Here is a 19,170-nt window from a genome sequence, read left to right on the forward strand (position 1 = left end):
ACACGAACCTCAATTCTGACGCTCTTGCTCCAGCTCTTCAGCCAACGCGAGCGCTTTCTGCCCCTTCGTCTTTAATTCGCTGACAATCACTGCCACCACGATCAACACCGCCCCCAGCATTGCAATCGGCGGGAACCGCTCGCCGGCAATCCGCCCCACCACACCGGCCCACACCGGCTCGCCGGCGTAGATCAACGTGGCTCGTGTCGGTGAAACGCTCTGTTGCGCCCAGTTCATCGCGACTTGGATTACCGCGCTGGTCAAGCCCAAGCCCACGGCGCTGAAAAGCAGCAACCACGAAAACCCCGGCAGCGCCTCGCCCATCGGCACCACCATCAAAAACGATAGGAGTGAGGCTGTGGCCAATTGCACCACCGTCACCCGGCGCACATCCACCTGACCGGCAAATGCGCTGATCAAGATGATTTCCGCCGCAATCGCAATGGCACCGATCAAGGTCGCGATTTCACCTGGGCTGAAATTCAGCGAAGCCCCCGCAGGCCCGGTCAGCAGCATCAACCCGGCAAACGCGAGCATGATGCCGATGCTCGGCATTAACCCAGGGCGACGGCCGAGTACCAGCCATTGCAACAACGGCACGAACGGCACGTAGAGCGCGGTGATAAACGCCGACTGGCTGCTCAGGATCGTCTGCAGGCCGATGGTCTGCAAGCCGTAGCCAAACATGATCGCCACACCGATAAACACCCCGGCCTTCAATTCAAACAAGGTCAGGTCGCGCAGCGTGCGCAACGAGAAGAAACCCACCACGATGGCCGCAGCCGCAAAGCGCAGACCCACGAAAAACATCGGACCGCTCACCGTCATAGCGTGCTGCACCAATAAAAAGGTGCCGCCCCAGATCATGGTGATAAACACCAGAATGCATTCGGCTTTGCTGAAGCGGTTGAAACGCGAAGGGGTTTTGGTGGTGGTCATGGCGGCTCGGTCTTGCACAGGGAAAGGTACGGACCGCACAATGCGCCGCACGCTGGGCAGTATACTGCGCACACCCACCTATTGAGCAATATAGTGCACAAAGAAAATCCACAACGGGCCTCGGTCCTGCAGCACGTCAGCCAAAACGTTCGTCGCCTGCGCCACGCCGCCGACCTGAGCCAGACCGCGCTCTCGGAAAAGTCCGGGGTCAGCCGGCGCATGCTGGTGGCCATCGAAGCGGGTGAGAAAAACGTCAGCCTGTCCACCTTGGACCGCGTGGCCGAAGCATTGGACGTAGCCTTCAGCGACCTGATCCAGGCTCCGGACGTACGCGATCACAGCCGCATCAACGAACTGGCCTGGGCCGGTGAAATTGCCGGGAGCAAGGCGGTATTGCTGGCCAAGGCCACCGCGCGGCGCGAGGTTGAATTGTGGGAGTGGCGCCTCGAACCCGGTGATCGCTATTGCCCGGACCCCGACCTGGAAGGCTGGAGCGAGCAGCTGTTTGTGTTCGAGGGCAGCTTGACGCTGGTCGTGGGCGATCAGGAAAACACCATCGGCGCCGGCGAATTCTTCATGTTCGCCAGCCACCAGCCCCACGCCTATCGCAACGATGGCGAGGTCGCCGTGCGCTTTGTGCGCAACGTGGTGATTTAGCGGCCTTGTCTACAAGGATGCTGATGAGCACCTGTCAAGTTTCACAGCTTGTTTGTCTCATGTGCCGGGCATAGGTTTATGGCATCACTGCCCGGAAGTGGTTGGTTGGCCGTGATTTAATCAATCACTGGAGGATGGACCATGAAAGACGAACAAACCCCCGTGCTGGTGAACCCTGCACCATCCCTGGAGCCATCACAGGGCGGTGTCGTCCAATATGCTGATGTGGAGGCTGAAGAGCTCAAATTGGTTATCAAACCGTTCGTTGGCATGAGCATAGGTCAAACAATCATTGGGAAGATTGAGGGGAATGGCACCAGTTACTTCAGGGTTGAAGTTAAATCGGTAGAAACCTTGGGAATTCCCGCGTGGACTGGAAAACCGGTTTTTTTCACGTCCCTCGTTTATGTGAGTTTTGAGGTGGAAGGGCTTTCGCCGCCTTATAAATCGGACCTTGGTAAGTACATTGTCGAAGGGGCTCCTCGCACCCCTGCATAGAGCGTGTTCCATACGTTACTGTTTGCAGGTGAACAGTGACTAGACAGTTTGCTGTATGACAGCGCTCCCGTTCTTTGCGAGATTTTAATTTAACTCATTGTTTTTAAAGTTATTTTTCATGTGGCACGACTCCTGCTGTAGCTCCTGCATATCCCTGGAGCCTGGAGTCGGCCCATGTCAGCCCACCCTCAACACCCTGCCCATATCATCCGCTCGGACGCGGAGGCCATTGAGGTCGCCACGCGCCTGGCCGAACGCTTCGCCGTCGATGCCAGCGTGCGCGACCGCGACCGTCGCTTACCGGTAGACGAACTCGACGAGTTCTCCGCCAGCGGCCTGTGGGGCATCACTGTTCCCAAGGCCTACGGTGGCGCCGGTGTGTCTTATGTCACCGTGGCCGAAGTGATCAAATTGATCTCCGCCGCAGACCCGTCCTTGGGGCAAATCCCGCAGAACCATCTGGGTGTCGTCGACATCCTCCTGCAAACCGCCACCGAGGAGCAGAAGCGCTATTACTTCGGCAAGGTGTTGGCGGGCTACCGCTTCGGCAATGCTTTCTCCGAGGCCAAGAGCAAAAACGCCGGCACCTTTGACACCCAAATCCGGTTTCACGGTGATACCGCGCAAATCAACGGTGAAAAGTTCTACTGCACTGGCGCACTGTTCGCCCATATCGTGCCCACGGTGGGCAATAACGAAAAGGGCCAGGCGTTCATTGGTTTTGTCGAGCGCAACGCGCCAGGCCTGACCGTGATCGACAACTGGGACGGCTTCGGCCAGCGTACCACCGCCAGCGGCGGCGTGACCCTCGACGGCGTGACTGTGCCCTTGAGCGCGGTGATTCCCGCCCACCTGGCGTTTGACCAGCCCACGGCCGATGGGCCGATTTCGCAAATCATCCAGGCAGCGGTGGATACCGGCATTGCCCTCGGCGCCCTTGAACAGGCAAAAATTCTCGCGCGCCAGGCCCGTCCCTGGATCGACAGCCAGCAGGATCACGGCTGGCAGGACCCGTTCACCATCGCCGCCATCGGCGATCTGGAATGGCGCGTGCACGGCACTGAAGCGATCCTCGCCAAGGCCGGCATCGCGGTTGACCAAGCCTTGGCGCAACCGAACGAAGACACCGTGGCCAACGCCTCGCTGATCGTCGCCCAAGCCAAGGTGCTGTCCGCCGAAACCGCCTTGCTCGCCAGCAGCAAACTCTTCGAACTGGCCGGCACCCGTTCGGTCACGGCCAAGCACAACCTCGACCGCTTCTGGCGCAACGCGCGCACCCACACCCTGCACGACCCGGCCCGCTGGAAATACCACCTGATCGGCAACTTCGTGCTCAACGGCGTGAAACCTGCGCGCCACGCCTGGAACTGAGGAACCTGACCCATGACTGCCTTGAATCTCGCGCGCCAACTGCTGGACAGCACCCGCCGCCATGTCGAAAAAAGCGCTGACCCCTATGTGATCAGCCGCTTCGGCGACTTGCAGATCCGTGTGGATGTGGCCGCTGCCTTGCTCGAACGCGCCGAAACCCACCCGAGCCCGGTGGCCGCCACCGAGGCGCAAATCGCCGCCGCCGAAGCCCTCATCGCCGCCAGTAACGCGGAATTTGAACTGACCGGGCAACGCACCGCGCTGCCGTCGACCCTGGATGATCCGTTGCGCAACAAATACCAGATTGTCGGCAACTACCACCTCAACGGAGTGCTGTGATGTCCCGTGAAATCCGCTTGAACGCTTTCGACATGAACTGCGTCGGCCACCAATCTCCCGGCCTGTGGGCGCACCCCCGTGACCGTTCGTGGCAGTACAAGGACCTGGAATACTGGACCGATCTGGCGAAAATTCTGGAGCGTGGCAAGTTCGACGGCCTGTTTATAGCCGACGTGCTGGGCATCTACGATGTGTACAACGGCAACGGTGATGCGGCGATTCGCCAGGCCACCCAAGTGCCGGTCAACGACCCGTTGTCGCTGATCGCGCCGATGGCGTTGGTCACCGAGCACCTGGGCTTTGGTCTCACCGCTTCGTTGTCGTTTGAGCATCCCTATCCATTCGCGCGTCGGCTGTCGACCCTGGACCATCTGACCAAGGGCCGTATCGGCTGGAATATCGTCACTTCCTACCTGGAAAGCGGCGCCAAGAACCTCGGCCAGAAAGCCCAGACCGAACACGACGCACGCTACGACTACGCCGAGGAATACCTGGAGGTTTGCTACAAGCTTTGGGAAGGCAGTTGGGAGGAGGGCGCGGTACTGCGCGACCGCGAGCGGCGGATTTTCAGTGATCCGAGCAAAATCCACGAGATCCGACACGTCGGCAAACACTTCCAGGTGCCCGGCATTCACCTTTGCGAGCCGTCGCCGCAGCGCACGCCTGTGCTGTACCAGGCCGGCGCGTCCAGCCGTGGCAAGCAGTTTGCCGCCGAGCAGGCCGAATGCGTGTTCGTCGCCGCGCCGTCCAAGGTGCTGCTGAAAAAAACCGTTGCCGACATCCGCCGTCGTGCGGCCGAGGCCGGGCGTGATCCGAAGAAAATCCTGATCTTCAATTTGCAGACGGTGATCGTCGACGAAACGGACGCCAAGGCTAAAGCCAAGTTTGACGACTACAAATCCTATGTGAGCTACGAAGGCGCGATGGCGCTGATCTCCGGCTGGACCGGCATCGACTTCAGCCAGTTCAAACCGGATGAGCCGCTCAAGCATGTGCACACCAACGCCATTCAATCGGCGGTGGAAGCCTTCTCCACGGCCGATCCGAATAAAGTCTGGACGCCGAATGAACTGGCGGACTGGGTCGGCATCGGTGGCTTCGGTCCGCTGTTTGTCGGCGGTCCGGAGACGGTGGCAGACCTGTTGCAGGAATGGGTCGAAGAGACCGACGTCGACGGCTTCAACCTGGCCTATGCGCTGACCCACGAAACCTTTATCGACGCCGTGGAATGGCTGGTGCCGGAGTTGCAGAAGCGTGGGGTGTACAAGACCGAATACGCCGAAGGCACGTTGCGCGAGAAGTTGTTTGGCGACGGTGCGCGACTGGGAGCCAACCACCCGGGCGCCAGCTATCGCGATCTTTCGAATGCACATAAATCCAATGTGGGAGGGGGCTTGCCGCGGATAGCGGTGGCTCAGTCAAAGGTGGTCTAACTGACCCACCGCCATCGGGAGCAAGTCGAATCGTCGCACCGCCCCTCCCACAGTTGTCCCGTGTCGATCCAAATAATCAAGCCAGCGGACCACCGCACGCACACCCTCCAATAGGAGCAAACACCTATGAGCGTGCTCGAACCCAAGGCCCTCCTGGAACACCTGCAACACTGGGCACAACTCACACCGTTGCACATCGCCCTGCGCCACAAGCGCCAGGGCCAGTGGTATGCCTGGCGCTGGATCGACACCCTGCGCGACGTCGAGCGCCTGGCCGATGGTTTGCGCCAGCAAGGTTTAAGTGAACAGTCTCGCCTGGTGCTCAGCGGCGCCTTTGAGCCGAACCTGCTGTTGCTGGCGTTGGCGGCCCATTCCGTCGGCGCGCAAGTGCTGACGCTGGCCGATGACCTTGAGCCGCAGGCCCTGGAGCAACACCTGTGGCGTATGCATCCCAGCCACGCCTACGCTCAAGGTCGTCAGCGCGATTGGACGTTCACCCAGCGGTTGGATTTCGCCCAATTGCTCGGCCCGGTCGAGCCTGCGCAGCATTTGCAGCGCTGGTGGCAACCCTCCGGCGAAACAGCACTGTGGAGCGAGGAGGGCACCCATTGGCAAGGCGGTCTGGCGGTGCTGCTGGAGCAATGGCTGAGCAGCGGCCACGGCCTGGCCTTCCCGGAAAGCCTGGCCTCGGCGCAGCGCGATCGCAGTGAAGTGGCGCCCACCGGCTTGCTGCTGTCGCCCGAGCGTTTGCGGCACTTGGCCGATGAGATCGAAAGCCGCCTTGCACCCCGCGGCACCTGGCGCCGACGCCTGTGCGACTGGGCCATCGCCCACCCTCAAAGCGGCCTGCGCCGTTTACTGAAGAACCGTGTACGCAAACTGTTGGGTTTCCAGCGCCTGGCCTCTATCTGGCAGCCTCTCAAATCCACTGCCGAGCCCGTGTGGCTGGCTGAACTCAAACGGGAAATCGCATGAGCGACGCTATTCTTCAGGTGCGCGATATCTCGCTGTCATTCAAAGGGGTCAAGGCCATCAATGCCTTGTCTTTTGACGTGCAGCGCGGCGAGATCTGCGCGTTGATCGGCCCTAACGGCGCCGGTAAAAGTTCGTTGCTCAATGTGCTCAATGGCGTGTATCGCTTTGACGCCGGCGAGATCGTCTTCGAACAGCAACGTTTCCACCGCATCGACCCCTTGGGCGCCGCGCGCCGAGGCATTGGCCGCACCTTCCAGAACAACGCGCTGTTCAAAAAAATGAGCGTGCTCGACAACCTTCTCACCGGCCTGTCGCGGCACATGCGCAGCAGCTTTATCGAGCAGGCCCTCGGCTTGCCACGCGCGCGCCGCGAGGCCGCGACCTTTCGCCAGCGGGGCCAAGGCATTCTTGAGTTCCTTGAGCTGCAAGCACACCGCGATGTGCTGGTGGGCAACCTGTCCTACGGCCTGCAAAAACGTGTGGAGTTGGGCCGTGCACTGATCGCCGGACCTAGCCTGTTGCTGCTCGACGAACCCATGGCCGGGATGAACGCAGAAGAGAAACAGGACATGGCGCGCTTCGTCGCTGACGTGAACCGCGACCTCGGCACCACCGTGGTGTTGATCGAACACGACATGGGCGTCGTGATGGGACTGTCCGACCACGTGGTGGTGCTCGACTACGGGCGCAAGGTCGGCGACGGCACGCCGGCGCAAGTACAGGCCAATCCCGAGGTGATCGCCGCCTACTTGGGAGCCGTACACTGATGACCTTCTTCTTCGAAACCCTGCTTGGCGGCCTGCTCGCCGGCACGATGTATTCACTCGTCGCCATCGGCTTCGTGCTGATCTACAAAGCCAGCGGTGTGTTCAATTTTGCTCAGGGCGCGATGTTGCTGTTTGCGGCGTTGACCTTTGTCAGCCTGCATGACCAGGGCGTGCCGTTTGCCCTCGCGTTGCTGCTGACGGTGATCGTGATGATCGTCGGCGCGTTGCTCATCGAGCGCCTGGTGCTGCGCCCGCTGGTGAACCGCTCTCAGATCACCTTGTTCATGGCCACCCTCGGCTTGTCATTCATTATCGAAGGCCTGGCCCAGGGCTTGATGGGGGCGCAAGTGCGCGCCCTGGACTTGGGCATCGACGACGTGCCGCTGTTTGTCGGCCCGCTGATGCTCAGCCAGTTCGACCTGATCGCCGCAGCGGCTGCCGTGGTGCTGGTGACGGTGCTCGCGCTGCTGTTCAACAAGACCCGCATCGGTGTGTCGTTGCGCGCAGTGGCGGATGACACCACAGCAGCGCTGTCCATCGGCATCAACCTCAACCGCATCTGGCAGATCGTCTGGGCGGTGGCCGGCATTGTCGGGCTGGTGGCCGGGCTGTTATGGGGCGCGCGCCAGGGGGTTCAGTTTTCGCTGTCGCTGGTGGTGCTCAAGGCATTGCCGGTGTTGATCATCGGCGGCTTTACCTCGATTGGTGGCGCGATTGTCGGCGGGCTGATTGTCGGCGCGGCGGAAAACCTGGCTGAGGTGTATATCGGCCCGCTGATCGGCGGCGGCATCACGCCGTGGTTCGCCTATGTCTTGGCCTTGGCCTTCCTGTATATCCGTCCCGCCGGCCTGTTCGGCGAGCGCGCTATTGAGCGAGTCTGAAACCATGTCGATCCCTGTTGCTCAAGAAACCGCGCCGTTGTTGCTGGTCCCGCGACGTGTGCCCTGGGGCCTGCTCGGCCTGCTGGCGTTGGCGTTTATCGTGGTGCCGCTGTGGGGCAATGACTATTGGCTCAATGCGATCCTGATCCCGTTTCTAGTGCTGTCGCTGGCCGGGTTGGGTTTGAACCTGCTGACCGGCTACACCGGGCAAACCTCGGTGGGCGCGGCCGGCTTCATGGCGGTCGGCGCCTTCGCGACCTACGGATTCCTGCTGCGCTTGCCGGAGCTGGGATTGCCGCTGGCATTGCTGGGCGGCGGGATTATCAGCGCCTTGGTCGGCCTGTTGTTCGGGTTGCCCAGCTCGCGGATCAAAGGCTTCTACCTGATGGTCACCACATTGGCCGCGCAGTTTTTCCTGGAATGGCTGTTCGTCAAATTCCCGTGGTTCTACAACTACGGATCGTCCGGGACTATCTCTGCGCCGAAACTTGCACTGTTCGGCCATGACCTTAATACGCCGCTGGGCCGCTACTGGCTGACGCTGGTCACGGTGCTGCTGTTGACCTGGACCGCCGTCAACCTGGTGCGCAGCCAAGTGGGGCGCAACTGGATGGCGATCCGCGACATGGACACCGCTGCCGCCGTGGTCGGCATCCCGGTGGTGCGCTACAAGCGCCTGGCGTTTGCGGTCAGCTCGTTTTACCTCGGCATCGCCGGCGCGCTGTGGGCGTTTGCCTACCTGGGCACGGCCAGCGCCAGCAGCTTCGATATCAATCGCTCCTTCCAGATCCTGTTCATCATCATTATCGGTGGCATGGGCAGCATCGCCGGCAACTTCGTGGGCGCGGCGTTTATCAGCTTGCTGCCGATCTTTCTCAGCCACGCGGGGCAAGCGCTGTTCGGCGGCTCGGTGGACGCGGGGCAGTTGCAGAATCTGCAAAAAATCATTTTTGGCGTGTTGATCATCGTGTTCCTGATCAAGGAACCCGAGGGCTTGATTCGCCTGTTGCACAACCTTCGCGATCGGCTGCGTCAGTGGCCCCTACGTTTCTGACCTATAGAAGAGAATTTCCATGCGTGCATCCTTAAAACGATCCCTGGTCAGTGCGGCCTTTGCGTTGGCGGCGTTGTCCGCTGCCGTACCCCAGGCGATGGCCTCGGCCGACCAGCAGTTCTTCCCCCTGGCGACGTACCGGGTGGGCGCCTACGCGTCCAGCGGCGTGCAGGTGTGGGCCGGGATGATCGACTACCTGCGCTATATCAACGAGGTCGAAGGCGGCATTAATGGCGTGAAACTGGTGTGGCAGGAATGCGAGACCGAGTGGACGGCAGAGAAGGGCATCGAGTGCTACGAGCGCTTCAAGAATGGCCTGGATGGCGCGCCGGTCGCGGTGTATCAGCCCAACGGCGCGCCGGCGGCGTATGCCTTGAGCGAGCGGGCCGAGGTGGACAAGATCCCGCTGATCACCCTCGGGTACGGTCGCACCGAAGCCACCGACGGCACGGTGTTCCCTTACAACTTCCCGGTGATGCTGACCTTCTACAGCGAAGCCTCGACCCTGGTGAACTACATTGCCCAGCGCGAAGGCGGCTTCGACAAACTCAAGGGCAAGAAGATCGCCACGGTCTACCACGACTCGGCCTATGGGCGCGAAACCCTCGGCCCGCTGAAATTGCTGGCCGAAAAATACGGCTTTGAAAATATCCAGATTCCAGTGGCTGACCCCGGCAATGAACAGTCCGCGCAATGGCGTCAGGTACGCCAGGCCAACCCGGACTGGGTGTTCCTGCGCACCTGGGGCGTGTCGACGCCGGTGGCGGTGAAGACCGCCGCGCGCTTCGGCTTCCCGGTTGACCATATCATCGGCGACATCTGGGCCAGTTCCAGCGAAGACGTATTGCCCGCTGGCGCTGCCGCCAAGGGCTACCTGGCGCTGACGCCATACCCGGCGGGCGCCGATTTTGAGATCCACAAACGCCTCAAGCAATACATCCTCGACAAGGGCCACAGCGACCTCAAGGACCTGAAAAACTTCGGCAGCGTTTACTACAACTCCGGCCTGGTGAACGCGGCCGTGGCCGTAGAGGCGATCCGCACCGGTCAGGCCAAGTTCGGCAAGCGTCCACTCAATGGTGAAGAAGGCCGCTGGGGCCTGGAACACCTGAATATCGACGACGCACGCCTCAAGGCCATGGGTTACCTGGGCCTGATGCAGAACCTCAAGCTGTCATGCCGCGACCATGAAGGCGGCGGTTCTGCGCGCGTGCAGCAATGGGACGGCGCCAACTGGACGCTGGTCAGCGAATGGATCGCCGCCGACCGTGGGCTGCTGCGCCCGTTGATCGATGAAAAATCCGCCGCGTTCGCCAAGGAAAAAGGCCTCACGCCACGCACCTGCACGGGGGATGAATAAGCCATGAGCCAGCCTGCCACTGAAGCCGAAAGCGCGTCACTGCTGACAGTCAATGACATTGAAGTGATCTACGACGGCGCAATCCTGGCGGTGGCCGGGGTCTCGCTGAGCGTGCCCAAGGGCGCCATTGTCGCTTTGCTCGGTGCCAATGGTGCCGGCAAGAGCACCACCCTCAAGGCCATCTCTGGTCTGGTGCGGGCCGAGCGCGCCGAGGTCAGCCGAGGTGTGATCGAGTACGCAGGCAAGGACCTGGCGGATGTCGACCCCAGCCAGCGCGTGCGCCAGGGCATGGTGCATGTGCTGGAGGGGCGCCATGTGTTCGGCCAGCTGACGGTGGAAGACAACCTGCGCAGCGGCGGCTTTGTGCGACGCCTGAGCCGCAAGGAAATGGAGCACGACCTGGAGCGCATCTACGCCTGGTTCCCCCGGCTCAAGACCAAGCGCCACACCCGCGCCGGGCTCACCTCGGGCGGCGAGCAGCAGATGGTCGCCATCGGCCGTGCGTTGATGACTCGTCCTACTTTGGTACTGCTCGACGAGCCATCCATGGGTTTGGCGCCTATGATCGTGCAGGAGATTTTCGAGATCATCGCGCAGCTCAACCGCGAGCAGCAGGTGAGCTTCCTGATCGCCGAGCAGAACATCAACGTCGCGCTGACCTATGCGTCCCAGGGTTACGTGCTGGATACTGGGCGCGTGGCCTTGAGCGGCAGCGCCGCTGAATTGCTGGCGCGGGGTGACTTGCATGATATTTACCTGGGTAAACAGTAAGGGCGAACCTGCATGAGTGAATCCATCCGCAACGCTGATGTACTGATCGTCGGCGGCGGCCTGAGTGGGACGATGCTGGCCGTGCAACTGCTGCGTCTAGGTGGTCAGCGTCGGATCCTGGTGATCGAGCCGCGCGCCGAGCTCGGGCGTGGCGAGGCCTACAGCGCTGTGGAGTTGGGCCACACCCTAAACGGCAACGCGGCACGCATGAGTGTTGACCCGGACAATGCCGATGACCTGACTCAATGGCTCACTGACTACATCGGCGCTGGCGGCTGGCCGGAGTCGGACCAGCAGCACGTGCCCATCAGCGAACTGTTCCCGCCGCGCGGGATTTTTGGCCTGTATGCGCAGCAACGGTTGGCTGAGGCCAAGGTGTTGTCGGCTTCCACGGTGGAGCATGTCAGGGCGCAAGTGGTCGACCTGCAAGTTGACGCGGATTCAACCCTGCTGACCCTCGACAACGGCCAGCAACTGCGCGGTGCGTTTGCCGTACTGGCCACCGGCATGTTCCCGGCGGCGCGCACGCCACAAACCGAATCCAGCGGCTTGAACGCCGCGGCGGTGGACCCGTGGGATGTGCAGGCTATGACCCAGCTCGACCCGCAGTCCAGGGTGCTGATCATCGGTTCCGGGCTGACCATGGTCGACGCGGTGGTGTCCCTGGAACAGGCCGGGCATCGCGGACCTATCGAGGTTTTCTCACGCCACGGTTTGTTGCCCCATGTGCGCCGGCAACCGCCGGCTTGGGAGGATTTTCTTGCCGCTGACCACGGCCTTCGCAGCCCTCGGCAGTTGCTGCGCGAAGTGCGTCGGCAATGCCGGATCGCGCTGGAGCAGGGCATCGATTGGCAGTCGCCGCTGGACACCGTGCGCGCCCATATCGGCCGGTTGTGGAGCCAGGCCAGCGAGCGGGAGAAACGTCAGTTCGTGCGGCATGTGCGGCCCTGGTGGGAAAGCCATCACCACCGCTCGCCGCCATTGAGCGCAGAGTTGGTAGCGCGGCTGCATGAGGAAGGGCGCTTGCGGATTCAAGCGGCGTCTTTCAAAGGGCTGGAGCCTTCGGGCGAGGGCGTAACCATTCGCTTGCGTTATCGAGGCGAACAGGCGATCACCCAAGTGTCGGGGGCAGCGCTGATCAACTCCAGCGGCATCGAATACGACTGGCGCCGCGTGGCCCGGCCGTTGCCGCAGCAGTTGCTCAAACGCGGGTTGATCAGGCCTGGGCCGTTGGCGTTGGGGATTGCGGCGGATGTGTCCGGCGCAGTGCTGGATGCCCAGGGGCAGGTCAGTGAACGCCTGTTTGCCATGGGCCCGCCATTGCGCGGGATGTGGTGGGAAAGCACGGCGGTGACGGATGTGGCGCTTCAGGCCAAGGCGCTGGCTTCGAGATTGGTGAAGGCCTGAATGGGGTAGGGCTTGCTTCAGATGTGCGGTTTTTTTTGGGGTGCATATCCGTTATTTGGGTAACGGCGGCTAGTGGTTCCGCTCTTACAGTGGGTCACTTTTGTAAAGGCCGGAATGCCGGCCATCGTGGTTGACGGGGCGATTTCAGATCAAAAGCAAGAGCGTGGCGGCCTGAGAACCGACCGGGTTCTCAGGTCCAACTCCGCCCAAATGTGGGAGGGGGCTTGCTCCCGATGGCGGTGTGTCAGTCACAGCTGCATAAACTGACACACCGCCATCGGGAGCAAGTCGAACCGTCGCACCGCCCCTCCCACAGTTTGATCTCCATAGATCAGATAGGCCTCACCTTGTCTTGGATCTGTTTTTGATTTGGCTCTTACATCCTTTTCGCAGACGAATTCAGCGGTCTTTTGATCTGCGCTTTTGATTGTGATCTTAGGCGCCCCGTCAAACACGCTGGCCGAACGCAGGCTTTAATCCGTGGCTAACCCGGCAGGACGCCGGGTTAGACGCACTGGGCCATGGATCGCCCAGTGCGGTGGCCCACGGATTCAAGCCTGAGTGCGGGCACACCGAGCCTAGGCGGCTAGTGGTCCCGCTCTTACAACGGGTCACTTTTGTAAAGGCCGGAATGCCGGGCATCGTGGTTGACGGGGCGATTTCAGATCAAAAGCAAGAGCGTGGCGGCCTGAGAGCCCACCGGTTCTTAAGTTGAACTCATTTCAAATGTGGGAGGGGGCTTGCTCCCGATGGCGGTGGGTCAGTCACAGCTGCATAAACTGACACACCGCCATCGGGAGCAAGTCGAACCGTCGCACCGCCCTTCCAACAGGGGATCTCCATTTATCTTGAGGTCTTCACAAAGCCAGGCTTGAGGCCAAACACCTCAACCCCCTGCGCCGTCGATTGCCCGGTGGTCACTTTCACTCGCTCCACCGGCTTATCCATCGCTTCTCGATACTCCACCGTCATATCTGCCTGGATCGCCTCGCTCGGAATCACAATCGCCTGCGCATTGTTGTAGGTGATGATGGTCAACCGCGCACTCATCCCCAACCGCACCCGCTGCAACTGCTGGGGCGTCAGCTTGGGGATCGATAGCGTCACCGGAAACTGCGCACTGCCCTGGCTGTCACTGGCCATTGCCAACCCGCTGACCACACTGACTGAGCCAGTCAGCCGCTCGCCATCAAACCCATCGCCCATGACCTCCACCGCTTGACCCTGATGCAATTGGTTGATGTCCAACTCCGAGACCTTGGCGACGATTTTCAGCCGTTCTATGTTCGCCAACCCGAACAACACCTGGCCTTGGCTGATCTTGCTCCCAACCTGGATGGGTGCGTTGGTAATGCCGCCGCCTTGGGGTGTGTTATTGCCAGGCGCGGGCACCACGATGCCGGAAAACGGCGCCTTGACCTCCTGGCCTTCGAGCAACGTGCGCAGGGCCTCGTATTTCACCGTAGCGTTGGTCAGTTCCATGTCGGCAATCTGGCGGTATTCGCCTTTGCCTTGATCGAGCGCCTGTTGCAGTTCGCTGCGGGCGGAGGCGAGGTCCAGCTGTTGTTGCTGGGCTTGCTGCTTGAGTTCGTCCAGTTCGTTGCGCGGGATGATGCCGCGCTTGAACAGGTTGTCGCTTTCGGTGAGTTTGCGCTGGGTGTTGCCGGCATTCATCTCGGTGGTGCGCAGGCTGCGGCGGGCACGGCTGACTGCCGGGCTGCTCTCCCAGTCTTGCATCTCCTGCACGGTACGCCGGGCCTTGAGCTGGGCGGAAAGTGCGTCGCGCAGTTGCACTTGGAGGGTGGCCGGGTCCATGCGCAGCAGCACCTGACCGGCCTCGACCCGTTGGCCTTGTTCCACCAGGTTGGCCTGCACGTTGCCGTCGAACGGGGCGGTGAGGATGAGGGTGGTGTCGGGCTCGATCTTGCCCACCAGACCTATCTGGTGCACCAGCGGGTCGGGTTTTATGGCCAGCCATTGCTCGGCGGTGCTGGCGGGACTGGAAGCAGGACTGCGCAACGCCAGCCCCGCTCCGACGAGCAGCAGGATCACTACAGCGCCCAGCAGGCGTTTTCGATTAGTAGTCATTGAGGGTGATTTCCCAACTTTCCAGCGTCATGCCCAGGGTCAAGTCGAGCTGGGTCTGGGCGTTCAAATAAGCGATCAGTGCATTGAGCTGCGCGTTTTCGGCGTTGCGCAGGTCGGTCTCGAAACTCAGCACCTGGAAGTTGGTGGAACGTCCGGCACTGAGCTTTTCCCGCTCGATCTCGATCTTGCGCCGTGACAGCTCCACCGCACGCTGGGAGATTTCATATTGGCGCCAACGGGTGCCGAGGTCGCGCACCACATCGTTGACGCTGCGCTCCAGTTCCTGACGGGCGTCGGTGATGCGGATTTCCTGATCCTCCACATTCACCCGCGCACGCACTTCGGCCTGGCGTGTGCTGATGTCACCGATGGGGATCTGCACCTGCACCCCGGCGTAGCTGTCCCAGGTGCGGTTATTGCTGCTGCCGGCGTCGTTATTGTAGTTGTCGCGAATCTGGTTCGCGCCGGCCACCAAATCCACCTGCCAGCGCCCGGAGTCTTTGGCGATCACCAGGTCGAGGTCGGCCTGCTGGCTGCCGAGCAGGGCGGCGAGGTACTCCGGTTGCTGGGTTTGCGCCAGGGTGAAGGCCTGGCGCTTGTCGATCTGCATGGGCTTGGCCTCCAGGGCTTCGGTGGCGCGAATCGGCGTGGACAGGTCCAGGGCCAGCAGACGCAGGAGCGCCATGCGATTGGTATCGAGTTGGTTTTGCGCTTCTTCCACGCCCAACTGCTGGGTGGCGATATCGGCTTCGGTCTGCACGATTTCGAACTCGGCCATGCGCCCGGCGCTGATCAGCGCCTTGTTCACGTTCAGCAAGGTGTCGGAGCGTTTGAGGGCTTCCTGCACGATCAGCAGTTGTTCCTGGGCGCGCAGCAGTTCGCGGTAGGTGGCGATGATCTGGCTGATGGTCTGCGCCACGGTGGCCTTGAGGTTCAGGCGATTGGCCTGTTCCGACAGGCGTGACAGGCGCAGCGGCGCGGTGGTGGCGTCCCAGCCGGCACCGCGCAGCAGCGGTTGGATGATCGCCAGGTCCAGGCCGTCGCTGCGGTAACGGCCGGCGCGGTCGGCGTTGTTCAGTTGCTGGGTCCAGCCCATGCTCAGTCGGGTGCCGTACTCACTGAGCAAACTGGTGGCCGGCGCCACGTTGGTGTTGCGTGCGCTGTCCTGGGAACCGCGGGTGGCGCGGTAATAGCTGTTGAGGGTGAGCTTGGGGTTGAACACGTCTTCAGCGACCCGCAGGTCGAACTTCTGCGCCACCCGTTGCAGGTAGGCGCTGCGGATTGCCGGGTTGTTGCGCAGGCCCAGGTACACCGCGTCGCCAAGGGTCAGCGCGGTGACCTGGGCGTTCAACGACACGCTGCGGGGGCTGCTGGGGGCCGAGGGACGGATGACCACATCGGCCGCCACGCCGGGCAGGCTGATCAGCGCGAGCAACCAGAGCCATTTACTCATCACGCAGGGCCTCCACCGGTTGCAATCGCGAGGCCGAAACTGCCGGGTAGAGGCCGAAGAACAAACCCACCAGCAATGTACTGCCCACGCCGAGGGGCAGGGCGGCAGCCGCCAGCGCGAACTCCCAGCCCGACAGCCAGGCGTAGAGCCAGGCAGCGCTCATGCCCAGCACCGCGCCGCACAGCGCGCCGACGGCGGTGAGGGTCACGGCTTCGAGCAGGAACAGGTTGCGGATATCCCGCTGGCGAGCGCCCAAGGCCATGCGAATGCCGATCTCGCGGCGGCGCTCCGAGACGTTCATCAGCATCACGTTCATCACCCCCACGCCACCGCCCACCAGGGAAATCGCGCCGAGGGCCAGTAGCAGGTAGGCGAAGGTGCGGCTTTGCCGGGTCATGCCGTCGATCATTTGCTGAGGCACCTGAATGTCGACAGTGTGTTCGGTGAGCTGGGTCTGCAACGCGTCGGCGGCTGCCCGGGCGATGTGCTCCATGTCCTGGCCGGGCGCGGCGCGGATGATCACATTGCTGATCTGCGGCGTGGCGTAGATACGGCGCATGCCTTCGGCGGGGATGAACAATGACTCGTTGGCCTGCACCGGCATCAGCATCGCCCGCGGTTGGTTGTGCAGAATGCCGACGATCAGGAACAAGTAGTCGTTGATACGCACCCGGTCGCCCAGTTGCACGGGATCGCCCGGCGCCCCGAGTGCCTGGGCGACCTGGTCGCCAATCACGCCATAGGTTTCGTTGGCGTCGTAGCTCGACAGAAAACGCCCTTGTCGCAGTTCCAGGCGCATCGTTTGGGGAATCTCCGCTGTGCCGCCGACGAAGTTGGCGTTGGCTGTGCGGCCATGGAACACGATGGGCCCGCTGAACAGGCTGAGTGCGCCGATGTGCGCGATGCCTGGCACGGCCTCGCGCACCGCTTGCAGGTTGAGTGGGGTACGCATCGGCACGTTGTTGTTGCCTTTGGGCGGGAACTGCACCACCAGGGTGTCGGTGCCCATGTCCTTGAAAATCATCGCGGCATCCACTGCCGCGTTATGGCCGATATTGATCAGTGCTACCACCGACGAACTGCCAATGACGATGCCCAAGAGGGCCAGAACCGAGCGCTTGCCAAGGGTGCGTAGGCTGATGAAGGCTTCATGCAGCAATTGGCTGAGGCTCTGTTCGACCCGCAGGCTCATAGGCGACCAACCTCGTGCACCACGCCGTTGCGCACCAGAATCTTGCGTTCCAGTCGCTCGGCGATAGTCGCGTCGTGGGTGACGATGATCAGCGTGACCTGTTGCTCGCGGTTCAGCGCCAGCAGCAGGTCCATGATGTCCTGAGCGGTGCTGCTGTCGAGGTTACCGGTGGGTTCGTCGGCCAGGATCACCGAAGGTTTGCCCACCAGCGCGCGGGCGATAGCAACGCGTTGGCGCTGACCGCCGGAAAGGTCGGCGGGGCGATGGTGAGCGCGGTCGGCCAAACCCACTTGTTCGAGCATGCGCAGGGCCTGTTCCACCGATTCATGGCGCGACACTCCGCGATAGCTCAGGGGCAAGGCGACGTTGTCCAAGGCGCTGAGGCGCGGCAGCAGGTTGAAGCTCTGGAACACAAAACCGATCTGCTGGTTGCGGATCGCCGCCAGTTCATCCGGGGTGGCGCTGAAAATATCGTGGCCCGCAAAGTGGTACTGGCCGCAGTTGGGCAAGTCCAACAGGCCAAGGATATTGAGTAGGGTGCTTTTACCGGAGCCGGACGCGCCGAGAATGCCGCAGCTGTCACCGCGGGTGATGGACAGGCACACGTCATTGAGAATGGACAGCTCTTGCCCGGCCAACTGATAGCGTTTGCCGATGCCTTGCAGGGAGATCAAGCCTGGGTGCGCGGGGGTATCTGTCATCATGACTACGCCTGCAGTCTCGACGCTGCCGTCATGTCCCCCGGTAAATCCTTGTAACAAGTTCGGGAGTTGTCAGGTACGCGTCACGGACTGGTTTTATTTCTTGTTTTTAAAATATTGTTTGAATACTAACCGTGTTCCCAGCGCTTCGCCAGCCATGGATGTAGAGCGGTTTTACCCTTTGAAACGATTACATAAGACGGTGTGAGGGGCCGCCAAAATTGCCCGGATCCCCCTCAAAATGCCCACTGGCCAAGGCTTTGAATCGTATGGCGGTGCATCCCCACTTGCTTTCGACCGGCCGCCCCGGTATAAAAAATCAAATTATTTTTTAAAACAATATTTCCGCCGTGGAACCCTTTATGGTCGCGAAGAAACTCAGCGCTCCAAACATTACCAAGACTCGATTGCTGGATGCGACAGAGGCGCTCTTTATTAAGTACGGTTATGACGCAGTGTTGTTACGGCAGATTACCGAGCGAGCCCAAGTGAACCTGGCCGCTGTGAACTACCACTTCGGGGACAAGGATTCCCTGATGAAAACCCTGCTGATGCAGCGCCTGGAACCGCTCAACGAGCAGCGCCTGGAACTGCTGGCGCGCTGCGAAGCCGAGTCTGATGGCCCACTCGATTGCGATACCCTCCTAGGCGTGCTGTTCGCCCCGGCCATGGGCCTGGAGCGCAGCGATCCGGCCAGTGCGAGTGGGGAAGGGCGTTCGTTCATCCGTTTCCTGGGTCGTGTGTACAGCGACACCTCACCGTTCATCCAGGAATACCTCAAGGTGCATTACCAGCCGGTGTTCCAGCGCTTCTTCGAAGCGTTCGCCCTGGCCTTGCCAGATCTGCCGCGCAATGAGCTGGGCGTGCGCCTGCAATTTGCCCTCAAGGCGATTTCCGGGGTGATGGCCGGCACCGAACTGCGCCTGCTGATGAATTCCATGAGCCTGGGCCGCCCGGCGACGGATGCCGAAGTGATGGCCAAATTGATCACCTTGGTCTCGGCGGCGATTCGTGTGCCGCAGCAAAGCCCGGAAGCGGAAACCGCGTTGGCGAAGGTGCTGGATACCCAGCGTGCCATTCGTGAGCAAGCGGCCGCGCCCGCTGCCAAGGCCTCGCGCTAAGTCAAATCCCAGGCAAAAAAAAGCCCGCTGGGGCGGCGGGCTTGATGTGCAACGTTTGTAACGGATGAGGCTTCACCCTACGTCCCGGGATGTGAATAAAACGTGAAAAATATGTAGGAGAAAGTGTGAAGGTGTAGATGCTGGGTACACGTCAACGGACCAG

Annotated in this window: 18 protein-coding genes; 13 read left to right on the forward strand and 5 right to left on the reverse strand. The window is 61.5% G+C overall.

Going from position 1 to position 19,170, the window contains the following annotated elements; genetic code table 11:
• Positions 1-9: 9 nt before the first annotated feature.
• Complete coding sequence (locus CKW32_RS06890) at positions 10-939, reverse strand: DMT family transporter (RefSeq protein ID WP_095184419.1); 930 nt, start codon at positions 937-939, stop codon at positions 10-12.
• Positions 940-1,032: 93 nt separating this feature from the next.
• Here CKW32_RS06890 and CKW32_RS06895 point away from each other — a divergent pair, with 93 nt between their 5' ends.
• The 12 genes from CKW32_RS06895 (at position 1,033) to CKW32_RS06950 (ending at position 12,452) form a co-directional block, all read left to right on the forward strand.
• Complete coding sequence (locus tag CKW32_RS06895) at positions 1,033-1,596, forward strand: helix-turn-helix domain-containing protein (protein WP_095184420.1); 564 nt, start codon at positions 1,033-1,035, stop codon at positions 1,594-1,596.
• 141 nt (positions 1,597-1,737) lie between these two features.
• Positions 1,738-2,094, forward strand: a complete 357-nt coding sequence (locus CKW32_RS06900; RefSeq protein WP_095184421.1) for a hypothetical protein — start codon at positions 1,738-1,740, stop codon at positions 2,092-2,094.
• A 174-nt stretch (positions 2,095-2,268) separates the two neighbouring features.
• On the forward strand, positions 2,269-3,465 hold the full coding sequence (locus CKW32_RS06905; RefSeq protein WP_095184422.1) for an SfnB family sulfur acquisition oxidoreductase: 1,197 nt from the start codon (positions 2,269-2,271) through the stop codon (positions 3,463-3,465).
• 12 nt (positions 3,466-3,477) lie between these two features.
• Positions 3,478-3,804 carry an acyl-CoA dehydrogenase gene (locus CKW32_RS06910; protein WP_032889767.1) on the forward strand — a complete coding sequence of 109 codons (327 nt, stop codon included), beginning with the start codon at positions 3,478-3,480 and terminating at the stop codon, positions 3,802-3,804.
• The gene (locus CKW32_RS06915; RefSeq protein WP_032889765.1) at positions 3,804-5,237 is read left to right on the forward strand and encodes an LLM class flavin-dependent oxidoreductase; all 1,434 of its coding nucleotides are present in this window, start codon (positions 3,804-3,806) and stop codon (positions 5,235-5,237) included. Before CKW32_RS06910 ends, CKW32_RS06915 begins: the two co-directional genes overlap by 1 nt.
• Positions 5,238-5,363: 126 nt before the next feature.
• A complete protein-coding gene (locus CKW32_RS06920) occupies positions 5,364-6,212 on the forward strand; it encodes an AMP-binding protein (RefSeq protein WP_095184423.1) in 849 nt (282 codons plus the stop codon).
• Positions 6,209-6,979, forward strand: coding sequence for an ABC transporter ATP-binding protein (locus tag CKW32_RS06925; protein WP_095184424.1), 771 nt, complete (start codon positions 6,209-6,211; stop codon positions 6,977-6,979). The genes CKW32_RS06920 and CKW32_RS06925 overlap by 4 nt, the downstream gene beginning before the upstream one ends.
• On the forward strand, positions 6,979-7,860 hold the full coding sequence (locus CKW32_RS06930; RefSeq protein WP_032889760.1) for a branched-chain amino acid ABC transporter permease: 882 nt from the start codon (positions 6,979-6,981) through the stop codon (positions 7,858-7,860). The genes CKW32_RS06925 and CKW32_RS06930 overlap by 1 nt, the downstream gene beginning before the upstream one ends.
• Positions 7,861-7,864: 4 nt before the next feature.
• Entirely contained in the window at positions 7,865-8,914 is a 1,050-nt protein-coding gene (locus CKW32_RS06935; RefSeq protein ID WP_032889758.1) for a branched-chain amino acid ABC transporter permease, read from the forward strand.
• Positions 8,915-8,933: 19 nt separating this feature from the next.
• Complete coding sequence (locus CKW32_RS06940) at positions 8,934-10,274, forward strand: ABC transporter substrate-binding protein (RefSeq protein ID WP_032889756.1); 1,341 nt, start codon at positions 8,934-8,936, stop codon at positions 10,272-10,274.
• A 3-nt stretch (positions 10,275-10,277) separates the two neighbouring features.
• The gene (locus CKW32_RS06945; protein ID WP_032889754.1) at positions 10,278-11,045 is read left to right on the forward strand and encodes an ABC transporter ATP-binding protein; all 768 of its coding nucleotides are present in this window, start codon (positions 10,278-10,280) and stop codon (positions 11,043-11,045) included.
• A gap of 12 nt (positions 11,046-11,057) precedes the next feature.
• Positions 11,058-12,452: an FAD/NAD(P)-binding protein gene (locus CKW32_RS06950; RefSeq protein ID WP_095184425.1), complete on the forward strand. Its 1,395-nt coding sequence runs from the start codon at positions 11,058-11,060 to the stop codon at positions 12,450-12,452.
• Between the two features lie 843 nt (positions 12,453-13,295).
• Here the strand turns inward: CKW32_RS06950 and CKW32_RS06955 are convergent.
• Genes CKW32_RS06955 through CKW32_RS06970 form a run of 4 tightly spaced genes read right to left on the reverse strand, consistent with a single transcriptional unit; the run spans position 13,296 to position 17,889 of the window.
• Complete coding sequence (locus CKW32_RS06955) at positions 13,296-14,540, reverse strand: efflux RND transporter periplasmic adaptor subunit (protein WP_095184426.1); 1,245 nt, start codon at positions 14,538-14,540, stop codon at positions 13,296-13,298.
• Positions 14,530-15,993, reverse strand: coding sequence for a TolC family protein (locus tag CKW32_RS06960; RefSeq protein ID WP_032889747.1), 1,464 nt, complete (start codon positions 15,991-15,993; stop codon positions 14,530-14,532). Before CKW32_RS06960 ends, CKW32_RS06955 begins: the two co-directional genes overlap by 11 nt.
• Positions 15,986-17,185, reverse strand: a complete 1,200-nt coding sequence (locus tag CKW32_RS06965) for an ABC transporter permease (RefSeq protein WP_032889744.1) — start codon at positions 17,183-17,185, stop codon at positions 15,986-15,988. Before CKW32_RS06965 ends, CKW32_RS06960 begins: the two co-directional genes overlap by 8 nt.
• Positions 17,182-17,889, reverse strand: coding sequence for an ABC transporter ATP-binding protein (locus CKW32_RS06970; protein WP_032889741.1), 708 nt, complete (start codon positions 17,887-17,889; stop codon positions 17,182-17,184). The genes CKW32_RS06965 and CKW32_RS06970 overlap by 4 nt, the downstream gene beginning before the upstream one ends.
• Before the next feature lie 359 nt (positions 17,890-18,248).
• Between CKW32_RS06970 and CKW32_RS06975 the strand changes: the two genes are divergently transcribed.
• Positions 18,249-19,007, forward strand: coding sequence for a TetR/AcrR family transcriptional regulator (locus CKW32_RS06975; protein WP_032889739.1), 759 nt, complete (start codon positions 18,249-18,251; stop codon positions 19,005-19,007).
• Positions 19,008-19,170: the final 163 nt, after the last annotated feature.

Origin of the sequence: Pseudomonas sp. Irchel 3H9 (assembly GCF_900187495.1) — a bacterium.
GTDB classification, from domain to species: Bacteria; Pseudomonadota; Gammaproteobacteria; order Pseudomonadales; family Pseudomonadaceae; genus Aquipseudomonas; species Aquipseudomonas sivasensis.